The organism is Cupriavidus sp. 05T41 (assembly GCF_056396525.1).
Window position 1 is genome coordinate 1 of the sequence record NZ_JBFTLQ010000143.1, and the last position, 11,540, is coordinate 11,540.

The 11,540-nt window shown below is 57.1% G+C and carries 10 protein-coding genes and 2 pseudogenes; 6 read left to right on the top strand and 6 right to left on the bottom strand.

The window, feature by feature from the left end:
• On the top strand, nt 1-389 hold a 389-nt coding region (locus tag AC1DKV_RS38965), incomplete at its 5' end, for a GntR family transcriptional regulator (protein WP_441624313.1).
• On the opposite strand, the pseudogene AC1DKV_RS38970 reads toward AC1DKV_RS38965, so the two are convergent.
• Nucleotides 373-1,098: pseudogene (locus AC1DKV_RS38970) on the bottom strand (IS3 family transposase); the annotation flags it as partial. The gene AC1DKV_RS38965 and the pseudogene AC1DKV_RS38970 sit on opposite strands and share 17 nt — an antisense overlap.
• Before the next feature lie 13 nt (nt 1,099-1,111).
• Between AC1DKV_RS38970 and AC1DKV_RS38975 the strand changes: the two are divergent.
• A pseudogene (locus tag AC1DKV_RS38975) lies at nt 1,112-1,373 on the top strand (formaldehyde dehydrogenase, glutathione-independent); the annotation flags it as partial.
• A gap of 195 nt (nt 1,374-1,568) precedes the next feature.
• On the opposite strand, the gene AC1DKV_RS38980 reads toward AC1DKV_RS38975, so the two are convergent.
• Complete coding sequence (locus AC1DKV_RS38980) at nt 1,569-1,907, bottom strand: hypothetical protein (RefSeq protein ID WP_441624314.1); 339 nt, start codon at nt 1,905-1,907, stop codon at nt 1,569-1,571.
• Nucleotides 1,908-2,779: 872 nt separating this feature from the next.
• Between AC1DKV_RS38980 and AC1DKV_RS38985 the strand changes: the two genes are divergently transcribed.
• From AC1DKV_RS38985 to AC1DKV_RS39000, 4 genes are all read left to right on the top strand, one after another.
• Nucleotides 2,780-3,835, top strand: coding sequence for a porin (locus AC1DKV_RS38985; protein ID WP_441624316.1), 1,056 nt, complete (start codon nt 2,780-2,782; stop codon nt 3,833-3,835).
• A gap of 882 nt (nt 3,836-4,717) precedes the next feature.
• Nucleotides 4,718-5,122: a cupin domain-containing protein gene (locus tag AC1DKV_RS38990; protein WP_441624318.1), complete on the top strand. Its 405-nt coding sequence runs from the start codon at nt 4,718-4,720 to the stop codon at nt 5,120-5,122.
• Nucleotides 5,123-5,514: 392 nt separating this feature from the next.
• Entirely contained in the window at nt 5,515-6,267 is a 753-nt protein-coding gene (locus tag AC1DKV_RS38995; RefSeq protein WP_441624320.1) for an IclR family transcriptional regulator, read from the top strand.
• Between the two features lie 30 nt (nt 6,268-6,297).
• Nucleotides 6,298-7,089 carry an IclR family transcriptional regulator gene (locus tag AC1DKV_RS39000; protein WP_441624322.1) on the top strand — a complete coding sequence of 264 codons (792 nt, stop codon included), beginning with the start codon at nt 6,298-6,300 and terminating at the stop codon, nt 7,087-7,089.
• Nucleotides 7,090-7,548: 459 nt separating this feature from the next.
• Here the strand turns inward: AC1DKV_RS39000 and AC1DKV_RS39005 are convergent, their stop codons facing one another.
• The 4 genes from AC1DKV_RS39005 to AC1DKV_RS39020 all read right to left on the bottom strand — a co-directional run.
• On the bottom strand, nt 7,549-7,896 hold the full coding sequence (locus tag AC1DKV_RS39005) for an FmdB family zinc ribbon protein (RefSeq protein WP_441624324.1): 348 nt from the start codon (nt 7,894-7,896) through the stop codon (nt 7,549-7,551).
• A gap of 24 nt (nt 7,897-7,920) precedes the next feature.
• Nucleotides 7,921-9,159, bottom strand: a complete 1,239-nt coding sequence (gene fmdA / locus AC1DKV_RS39010; RefSeq protein WP_441624325.1) for a formamidase — start codon at nt 9,157-9,159, stop codon at nt 7,921-7,923.
• Between the two features lie 494 nt (nt 9,160-9,653).
• Nucleotides 9,654-10,967 carry an MFS transporter gene (locus AC1DKV_RS39015; RefSeq protein ID WP_441624327.1) on the bottom strand — a complete coding sequence of 438 codons (1,314 nt, stop codon included), beginning with the start codon at nt 10,965-10,967 and terminating at the stop codon, nt 9,654-9,656.
• 214 nt (nt 10,968-11,181) lie between these two features.
• The coding region (locus tag AC1DKV_RS39020; protein ID WP_441624329.1) for a GntR family transcriptional regulator at nt 11,182-11,540 on the bottom strand (359 nt) is incomplete at its 5' end.

The following is an 11,540-nucleotide window of genomic DNA, read 5'->3' on the forward strand; positions in this document are numbered from 1 at the left end:
ACGCAGCCACAGCAATCGAACGCGGCAACCATGCCTCGGATATCGAGGAATGGGAAAGCTGTAACCGCGCTTTTCACGGAGCATTGATTCGACCGTGTGGCATGCCGAGACTGCTGCGCACGATCGAGGAATTGCATGTAGCTCGTCTGCGATATATGTACGCAACCACAATCAGTACAACTTGGGACCCTCAGTCACAACAGGAACATCATCAGATTCTTGACGCCGTCCGCCACAAGGACGTCGAGCGCGCATGCGGTCTGATTGAGCAGCATGTGCTCGAGTCAGCAGAAATCGTAATCAAGGCACTGAGAGGTGGCTTCGCTTATTCGGACAGAGATCCGGAGTTTATAAGTGGAAGCGCCGGGGCAGTCAGGCTGCCGATTTGATCGCTGGCAGTGTGGCGAAGTATGCCTCATCCGTGGTCTGGTCTGCCAGACTGGAATGGGGTCGTCGTTGGTTGTACCAGGTCAGGTAGTTAGCGATAGATCGGCGCGCATGGCTGACCCGAGTCGTAGGCTTTTAGATAGACCTCCTCGTACTTGACGCTGCGCCAAAGGCGTTCGACGAACACGTTGTCGCGCCAACTGCCCTTGCCGTCCATCGACAGTTGGATGCCGCGGTCAAGCACGGCGTCGGTGAACTGCGCGGCGGTGAACTGGCTGCCCTGGTTAGTCTTGACGATCTCCGGCGTGCCGTATTTCGCAAAGGCCACCTCAAGCGCCTCGACAGCATGGCAGCTCTCCAGAGTGATCGCCACCCGGTGGGCCAGTACTTTGCGGCTGGCCCAGTCCACCGCCGCCGTCAGATACACGAAGCCCCGCGCCATCGGAATGTAGGTCGTGTCTAGCGCCCACACCTGGTTGGTGTGATTGATCTTCCGGTCGCGCAGTAGGTACGGCCAGATCTTGTGCGCCGCATTCCTGCGGCTCGTGTTCGGCCGACGGTACAGCGCCTCGATGCCCATGCGCTTCATCAGCGTGCCCACGCGCCGGTGGCCGATCTGGACACCCTCCCGTCGCAACAGGCGGGCCAGCATGCGCGCCCGCGAAGGGATGCATCCAGATGCAGCTCGTCGATCCAGCGCATCAGCTTCAAGACCGCATCGCTGAGCCTTTACGTGACCGACGATCCCGGCGCTAGCGATTCGGCGGCACGACGTGGCAGTCTAAGCATCCGCCTCGCGCTCGGACGGGCGAAATCACACAGCTTTCGCACTGGACAAACGCTGGTCATGCGTTACAACCGGCAACTCATGCAGGCAATTCTGTGGGACTGCATCCACATCGCGGACGTGGTTGGAGTAAAACTCATTACCCTTGAAGAGGGGCCGCAGGCATACGCGGAGTTCGTATGCCGGGGTTCCCAAATAGTTCGTGATCGATCCGCATCGGCAGGTTTTGGGACGGTAGCGGCGGCCGGCGGCCTGTTCGGCAGCGCCGCCCAACCCTCGAAGAGTTCGTGCCGAGCGCCCAGGCGGCAGTGGGCGAGAGCATTGCGATCCAATGCACGGACGAAGCCGAAACCGTTGGCAACGTTATTCGGAACGTTGTTGATCAGCTCTTCCCCTAGTCCAGGGAGGCAGGCGATGCTCTACGATCGATCGGCGCCTCCGTGATGAGAGTGGTGCGGAGGCGGACCCGTTCAGCGTTCGCGAGCGCTTGGTGATAGTTTTCGCTCGCAATAGCTAACGCCTGCGCAAAGCGCGTCTGTGCATTCGAGATCGCTTGTTGATCCATCGATGCCGTATTTCTAAGCGTCTTGTAGAATTCTGAATCCGCACGATCCTTAGCCTGCTTCAGCTCCATTCTGGCCGACTTGGTCGCAAACTCGAACTCTTTCTCCGCGTCCATTCTCGGGTCAGCCGGCAAACCAGTCGAAAAAGAGCCATACGTCGAGTTTTTCACGCATTTCTCCATTTAAGTAAGAGTCAATATACGATCACCGTGAGGCTTACGGCGTGCGGCGCGATTGTGATGAAGCGCTTCATGCCGTTTGCGATGCACATTCTGTTCGCTCGTCCTAAGCCGCGGAACGTAGCGAAATCGCTGTGTTTCGAAACACTCAAGCAGGATGGCCTGCGATTCAGTATCCCGTGATAACGATTGGCGATCGGTCGGCTGAGGAAGCGCGATCAATTTCAAGAATGGTCGGCACTTCCCCCTCCATCGTTAGTTCCAATCCCTCTTACTTTTCAGTGATGGTCGGTCAAATTGGACTCATTCTCTTCATGCCATCAAGGATATCCCGCGGGGATTCATGGGTCGCAGTTTTGTTCTTCATAGTGAATCCGCCGTCCCCATACAAAGCGCGAAAAGCTATCGCACCGATTGCATCTCGGATCATGCTCCGTACTCTCCTCTGAGGGATCTCCCAGATATTTATGCTGCGGTGTCGAATGCGAGTACGTCAACGGTCACGGTAGGTTCGTTCCGTACTTTGATTCGCGTCTCCTCACACACCGACGATGCAGTTGGCGCTGCATTCAGTCCGCGTATGGCGTTCTGTATGCGTGATCCTTCTCGAAGTACGGAACCTATGGGGCGGATAGGTTGACGTCGCCTCAGCGTCAAAAGACATTCTGGATGCGCGTCGTAAACGGCGTGTGTAAATTGTCCGGCGTAGTTCACCACGATGTCGGTCAGGATGATTCGACAAAAATAGGCCCACTACATTCGGGCTGAAACATCCGGCTGCTCGATTGTCGACCGGAACGCGCGCACGCTGGGAGCAGCAGTCTGGCGCATTACAGCAAAAACAGAGAGATGGTGGAGAAGACATGAATATGAAGACCTTGTCAGCCGTGGCTGCCGCATTTTGCGGCCTGTGCAACGCTAGCGCGCACGCGCAAAGCAGCGTGACCCTCTATGGTTTGATCGATACGGGAATCGAGTATGTAAATCACGCCGATGCCACTGGCTCCTCAAACGTCTATCGCATGGCGTCGGGCAATACGGCGGGATCGCGCTGGGGCCTGCGCGGCAGGGAAGACCTGGGCGGAGACCTAGCTGCCGTATTTGCTCTCGAAAGCGGCTTCAACAGCGACAACGGAAGTTCGGCGCAGGGAGGACGCCTGTTTGGGCGGCAAGCCTACGTGGGCATTGCGGGGAGTTGGGGGCAAGTCACGCTGGGCCGGCAGATCAACACACTGTTTGATATCTTCGTGCCCTTCGACCCGGTGCGCTATTCCACCTACTCAATCCTGTCGCAAGACGCGCAGTTCACCAACCGTGCAGACAATGTCATCAAGTACACGGGCGTATTGGGCGGACTGACTGTGACGGGACTTTATACCCCGGGCTATGACACGACGGTAGTCAACGGCGGCGAGGTGCCTGGCTCCTTCAGGATCGGACAGGAGATTAGCGCGGGTGCGACCTACACGACGGGCAACATCTCAATGGCACTGGCCTTCGATCAACGCCGCGGGCAGTCTACCGCCACGGCAAGCGCTGTCGAGCGCCGATATGTTGGGGCGCTGAGCTACTCTTTCGGCGCCCTTGGGTTAATGGGAGGTTATCGCTATCTTCAAAGCGGCATCAGCACCCCAAACTTCCGCTCCAACCTCTACTGGGTCGGTGCTTCCTACGCTTTTTCGCCCGGCTTCGAACTGCGCGCGGGCGCTTATCGCACTGACATGCGCGGATCCTCCTCCGATGCGAACAGCTATGCGCTCTCGGCCTTGTATGCGCTCTCCAAGCGCACTAGCCTATACGCCAATGCTTCCTACATGAACAACAAGGGAGCCTCTAACTTCGGCGTGGTGCTAGGCACAACAACTGCGCCCGGTATTAACCAGACCGGGCTAGTAGTAGGCGCGAGGCACGTGTTCTAGCGCACGGCCAGCGAACAAGTATCGAGTCCCCGTCCCTTGACGGGGGCATCGACATATTTCGAGGTGTGCAGGCGCGGCGGCATGCCCACCGGGATTCAGCCTCTGAGGGGTAATGGCACCTTCTGTGGGAAATATGTCGAGAACACAAGCTTCATCTGAACGATGTTCTGCCGAGGAGCGCTTCGAAGTAGGCGTGCAGGAGCACGTCTTCAAAACTTCGAGATAGTTCCGCATTCATGACCATCGTGGTCCCGATGTCGTGCAAGAAATTGCTGTGACAACGCGCCAATAGAGAGCTTCTGGGGAAGGTTGTTTGGCGGTTGTAGCACCATTGGTACGCGACGCGCGCCCCGGCCATTGCATCCATTCGAGAATAAATCGAGCATCTACAACCGGCAACGCAGGCTCGAAACTCGAATACCGAACCCCATGGGAAGTCGCTGCTAAATATCCTAGCCAGCAGATTGCACACGGCTGACAAAACTAGGGCGTTTGCCTCGGCCATCGGCTTGGAGCCGCTGACCGCGCCGGTCTGCGGCCCGCAGAAACGGGGGAAGATCCAAAGGCTAGATAGGACATCTCAGTCTGGCGGCGAGCTTTACCTTCGGAATCTCGAAGGGAGTTAGGCCTAGGCACAGGAGGCGAATTGCTCGCCCGGCTTCGTAGGCATTTGATGCGGCGCCGCTCCCGAAACAGACAGGGGGCCGCTCAACGCACAGAATCGGGCGAGCCCGATATTCCGAGGTACGGAACAATCACCTTTGCAGGCTTGACGCAAAAGGCCGCGTCGCTGCATGTTAGCGATCACCCCGATGATTTGGCCGTTCGCGCGCCGCGTGGCCGGATAAAACCTCGACCCCCTGACCATGACGGAAGCTAAAAATGTCTCAAGTCGCCTTGCACTATCGATGGTCCGAGCGACCGAGCGAAACCATTCTCGGCGGCATCACGCGCCGTTTCATCACGTCGGAACGCATGATGATCGGCGAAGTGACCTTAAGAAAGGGGGACCTTGTGCCACTCCACGCCCACCCGAACGAGCAGTTCACGTTCGTGGTGAGGGGTGCAATGCGGTTTTGGCTGGACGAGACCAACGAGCATGGCGTACTGGTAGAAGCCGGGGAAGTGGTCGTAATTCCGGCTAATACTCCCCATCGAGCCGAAGTGCTTGAAGACACGCTCGAATACGACATCTTCACCCCCCCGCGCGGCGATTGGATTGACGGCGACAGTCCCCTGCTGCGAGACCTATCCCCATCAGGTGTCCCGTCCGTTCGATCCGAGTAGCTGTACGCAGCGCGAAGCAGATTGGGCTGTGTCGAGTTCTACAAAGCCATACACTGGTTGCATGGCGGCATCGGCAATACAGAATGGGACCGTGTACTAGCCGCCGCGAGTGCTTTATTGCAAACTTGTGGTCGAAGCCATACACGGCGACATGCCTCAGGCGCCGGTCAATTTTCGCGTGCCTCTCAATGTACGGAACATATCGAGAGCCCGGGTTGACCCGCCTTGACGCGCTTCGTTAAATGATTTTGTGTGCGCTCCCTTCGGAAAGTGTAATGACAAGGCAGATTGCAGCGGCAGACCGAAAACACGCTCGATTAGCATTACCAGTATCGAGTAGAGATCCTTATCGGCAGGCAGAGGACGCGGGCCGCGGCAAGGACAGCGGCCCCATGGTTGCACCCCTCGCACGTAGTCTCGCGGTGCTTAGTGCCTTCACACCCGAAGAGCAATGGCTGGGTAATCAGGAGATCTCCGCTCACACCGGCATTCCGGCTCCTACTGTTTCCCGCATGCTTCACTCGCTTGTTACTCTGGGCTATCTCCGTTACTCGCGAGAGCGACGCAAGTACCGCTTATCAGCCGCCGTGCTCTCGTTGGGCTACGGTGCGATTGCGCATCGCACGATACACAGGCTTGCACGTGTCAAGATGCAGGCCTTTGCCGACGCTAGTCAGACATTCGTCGTACTCGCCATTCGCGATCGCTTGGATCTGATCGTGCTGGCAACGTGCACTAGCCAGAGTACGGCGATAGACTTGCGTCTGCCCGTTGGAACGCGCTTGCACATCGCCTCGTCCCCGCTCGGATGGGCGCTGCTCGCGTCTTTGCCAGAGTTGGAACGCTTCTACTTGCTTGGCAATGTGGAGCGAAAGATGGCGCGCGACTGGCCACGGCTCAGACGTCGCATCGGAGAGGGTATTTCCGAGACGTTAAATTCAGGCTTTTGCACATCAATTGGAGAATGGGAGCCCGAACTCGGCGTAGTCGCCACCCCCGTCAACCTTCCCGGACATGCACCGCTGGTAATCGCATGCATTGGTCCAGGCGCCAGAATGAGTCGGGCTCGCACCGATCGCGAACTGGGCCCCCGCCTTGCGGCAACGGCGCATGCCTTGCAGGAGGAGGCATTGTTCGCCACCTAAATTGCGGAAAGACCGCGCGGAGGAAGCAGCATGACTACACAGATGCCGGATCCGACAGGCGTGACAGTGACAGTGGAGCACGGACTACAGGTCCTGCGGGCCTTTCGAGCCGACCGCGCGCCATTGACCAACGTCGAGTTGGTGCGCCGTACCGGCCTTTCGAAGGCAACCGTGTCCCGCCTCACGAGCACTCTCATTCGCGTGGGATTCTTGCGGCGCGTCAGCGGAGGCCGCGAATTCGAGTTGGCGCCCGGGTCCCTGAGTATCGGGCATGCCTACCTGGAAGCCAACCCGGTCATCAGCGTGGCAAATCCGTTAATGCAAGACCTAGCCGACAGGCTGAATGTCTCCGTTGCGCTTGCGGTCCCGAACCATCTCGACATGCTATACATCGCCTACCGATCCGGCATAAGAATTGCGACATTGCGGCTCGGTGTGGGCTCGCTCCTGCCGATGGGCTCAACGTCCGTGGGACGAGCGTTCCTGTGGGCTCTGGACGATGGCGCACGTGCCGGATATATCAGCGAATTGCTTCGCTCGGCAAGCGGCCAGAGGGGAATGATGGAAGTGAAACTCGCCGCCGCGTTCGAAGATCTGCGATCGAACGGCGTTTGCATGTCGGTTGGGGAGTATCAACGTGATGCCTATGGCATTGCCTTGCCGGTCCGGGTTGGCACCTCTAGAACGTTGATGACGTTGAGTTGTGGCGCCGTCGACGTCGAACCAAACATTCCTGCGATCCGTAAGCGCGTTATACCTGCACTGAAGACTGCTGCCGCAGCGCTGGAAGTGCGCCTCCTCGCAATCGATGGCGAGTCCTGAAGTAAGAAAGGCGTGGCTCGAAGTCGCCGCGCCTTTCATTCTGGAAATGCGGGGACAGAGGCCGCGGCCGAAATCCGGACAGTCGGATAAGTGGAAAAGCTGGGGCCTGAGCCGGCCATAGTGGCGGGCATAAAGGATAGCCGATTTGAGTGTTGATGCCGGGCACGAAAGCAATGCGCGGCCGTCCGGGATGGCCGGCGTCGAGGCAGGCGGCGACGAACGGGCGGAACACCAACGTCCCGCTCCGCGCCAGCGCTTTACATTGAAGTCGGCACGCTCCTACAGAATCGTGCCTTTCTCGTGCCATTATTCACCTCCGAGATTTGAGCAAAGCCCGCCATCGTCATCTGATGGGCTTCTCTTTGGGCCATGCGATCTCGTTCCTGGTGGTGGCCCTGGCGCAAAGCAAGATTCAGCTTGCGAAGCTCACAAGCTGAACCCGCTGGCGTGCGTCCCGCGCTAGTGGCTGATCATCCATGGGCGACCTGACGGTTGCTTTAGGCCGGCGGAAGAAGTCTTTTTGCTGACGCCAGCGAGAGACGCGCGCTCGCCTGAGCAACAAGCGCAACTCTGCCTGTGGCGAAGCTGCCCCCCGTCGGTGGACTGGCGCGGCGCATGAGCAGCCCGCTCATTGGTTGCGTGAGCGACGCGACTTGAGCCGGCCATCAACGCGAGTGACGGCGCACATATCAGGCGCTTGCTTTCTCTGCCGCAGCTTGGGCAGTGGCAAGGATTCTCGCGGTCTCCAATCTGTCGCAGGACGGAGAACGGGCCGCAATCTGCGCACCCGAAGTCGTAGATGGGCATGAGGAACCTCCTATCGGATGTCGCTTAGGGCTCCACCAGGTCTGGCGAACACGGCAAGTCCAGGCCGCCGTGCACCTGCCTGCGGGGGCCATCGGCATTCGGCCTGATGTCGAAGTCAAAAATCTGGGTGGGCAGCCAAAGCGTCGCGCAAGCGTTCGGAATGTCAACTACCCCGCTGATATGCCCTTGCACCGGTGCGCATCCCAGCAGGGAATACGCCTGCGCGCCCGAATAGCCGAATTTCTTCAGGTACTCAATCGCATTGAGACACGCTTGGCGGTAGGCGACAGTAACGTCGAGGTAGTGCTGCCCACCGTGCTCGTCGACCGAAATGCCTTCGAAGATTAGGTAGTCGTTGTATACCGGAGTAATTGGGCTGGGCTGGAACACCGGATTCCGAATGCCGTACTTCTCAATGCCGCCCTTGATGAGATTCACTCGCATGTGCACCCAGCCGGCCATTTCGATGGCACCGCAGAACGTAATCTCCCCGTCGCCTTGGCTGAAATGGAGATCCCCGACCGAGAGGCCTGCGCCGTCTATATAGACCGGGAAGAAAGCCTTCGACCCGCGTGATAGATCCTTGATATCGCAGTTGCCACCGTGCTCGCGCGGCGGTACCGTGCGTGCCCCCTCGGCGGCGGCCTTGTCCCGGGCGACGCCGGTCAGCTTACCCATGTGGGCTGTCGCCGCCAATGGCGGATTCGCAAGTGGCGGTACGCGCTCGGGTGCTGTCGCAATCAATTGGGTCTCTCGTGCGTTCCATGTTTCCAGCAGCTTTGAATCTGGCAGGCAGCCAATCAGCCCTGGGTGAATCAATCCGGCAAAGTTCACGCCCGGGATATGGCGCGAACTCGTGTAGACGCCGTGAAAGTCCCAGATGGATTTCTGGGCGTGCGGGAAGTGGTCAGTCAGGAAGCCGCCCCCATTTGCCTTTGAGAAGAAACCATTGAAGCCCCATTGGTTGTCCGGCCTGGCTCCAATGTCGAGCAGATCGACCACCAAGAGATCGCCGGGCTCGGCGCCGCGCACGCCTACGGGGCCGGAAAGAAAATGCACGATAGAAAGGTCGATGTCACGCACGTCGTCTGCGCTGTCGTCGTTCTTGATGAAACCGCCGGTCCAGTCGTAGGTCTCAAGGATGAAGTCGTCACCGGGACTTACCCAGCACGCCATGGGAATGTCCGGATGCCAGCGATTGTGGATCTGGTCGTTCTCGTACGCGGACTGGCTTAGGTCGACCTTGATGAGAGTGTCAGGCATGTGTTCGCTCCTTTGGGGCAAAAACTCAGTCGGAATAGTTCAGGGTGGAAAACGCACTACGCCTCTCCGGCTGGTGTCGGTGCCGGAAGGGGCGGAATGCAGTCGGAGGGGGCAAGCAGTTTTTTCGCTACCAGGCTGTACATCCACCGCGCGTCGTCCACGTAAGTCACGCTGCGCGGTCTCACGAACAGTTGATCTGCATTTCAACTCTGGACCGCCGGCTGTTCTGCAAGGCGTTCGTGCAGCTATCACTTCGGTGATCTCAATGCCGCGTGCGGGTCCGATATATCTCTAGGGCATGTGAACCCAACTGCTCGGTTGCGGTGCCGTTCACTACCTTACCTGTTGTACCTCGACAGGAGGTCGTTACATTGGTTGATGGCACACTTCATAAAAAAGGCGCGTCAGCACACCCTGATGCGCATTCGATGTCACGCTGCACATAGGTACCACCTGCAGTCACGCCTCTCTGTTGAACAATTGAGGCCGCCCTACTAACTGATTGCGGGCTTCTCCTTCGGCGATTCGGTGTCTATAGTGTTCGAGTCTTTCAGGAGCCTTTCCGGCATGGCAACGAGCAGGACGAGCGCGCCTACGCTCAGAACTACGGCGAAGACGTAAATACCAATATTGATGCTGCCAGTCGTTGATTTTGAGAAGCCCAGCACGGTCGGGCTGACGAATCCCCCAATCAGAGCGAGCGAATTGATAAGGGCAATTCCGCCAGCGGCTGCTTGCCCCGACAGGTAACGAGTAGGGATAGTCCAGAAAAGCGGCATCGACGCATAGAGGCCAACTGCTGCCACGCTTAGAGCGATGAGCCCAAGAATCAAGTTGTTTGGAACAAACGTACTTGCTACAAGAGCTGTTGCGGCGACGAACATAGACCCTGCCAAGTGCCTTCTCCGCTCTCCGGTCGCGTCCGAATGTCGGCTAATGACGACCATGCCAATAGTGCTGGCAATGTACGGGACTGCGGTCAGGAGGCCAATGTGGAAGGGATCGGACACTCCATAGCTTTTAATCATGCCAGGTAGCCAGAATCCGAGAATATACAACCCACACATCACCGCAAAGTAGACAAGGGCCAGTGCGTAAATGCGGGCGTCACGAACAGCAGAAGCCATGGAATGCGCGCTATTTCCCCTGGGGGTTTTGGTGTCGCGTTCAATTATGTCGCGCTCGGTTTCTGTCAGCCATTTCGCGTCTTGCGGTCCATCAGCCAGAACGAACGCGGCGACGATGCCGAGTACGATTGCTGGCGCCCCTTCCAGGAGAAACATCCATTGCCATCCATGGAGATTATGTACGCCATCCATAAATGTGATGATCCATCCAGAAACGGGACCCCCCACAATACCGGCAACCGCGATCGCGGACATGAAGATTGCAATAATACCTCCTCGCAAATGCGCGGGAAACCAATACGTGAGATAAAGGATAATTCCTGGGAAGAACCCGGCCTCGAATACACCCAAGAAGAATCGTAGGATGTAAAAATGCGTTGGATTCTGCACGAACATCATGGCAGAGGAAAGTATCCCCCAACCGATCATGATGCGCATGATGGTTTTACGCGCACCGATTCTCGTGAGAAACATGTTGCTCGGAACTTCAAACAGTACATATCCTAGAAAGAAGATTCCGGCTCCAAATCCGTATGCGGTATCACTGAAGCTGAGATCATGCTGCATGCGCAATGCGGCAAATCCAATGTTCACGCGATCTAGATAGGCTATGACATAGCTGATAAACAAGAATGGCAGTAACTTCCATGCCACCTTTCTATAGAGTGGTTCTGATTTCATGCTTATGTCTCCTGTATATTTTGATATTTAATTGACGTGCGTTATCCTACGAGTAGATTTCGCAGTCAATTTTTCTAAAAAATTCTAAGGAAATAAAGTGTCTGTGGTTTTGCTATTTTGGGATGCGCTATCGTTGGGAATTTTAATGTGGTAGTAAATAAGGTGTGCAGTTGCTGAGGGTGATGAACAGTTTGAAAAAGAGTGGCAAGAGTAATCAGGTCGGAACGTCGACGAACTTATCTAACTGCTCGTGCCGGTTTCGCAACGCCTTGATTATAATTTCAGCAGATTCGAGCACATGCAGCTCAATCAGACCGCATGCGCGCTCGACGTCCTTGTGGCGGACGGCATCAAGAATCTGATGATGTTCCTGTTGTGACTGAGGGTCCCAAGTTGTACTGGTTGTGGTTGCGTACATATATCTCAGACGAGCTACATGCAATTCCTCGATCGTGCGCAGCAGTCTCGGCATGCCACACGGTCGAATCAATGCTCCGTGAAAAGCGCGGTTACAGCTTTCCCATTCCTCGATATCCGAGGCATGGTTGCCGCGTTCGATTGCTGTGGCTGCGT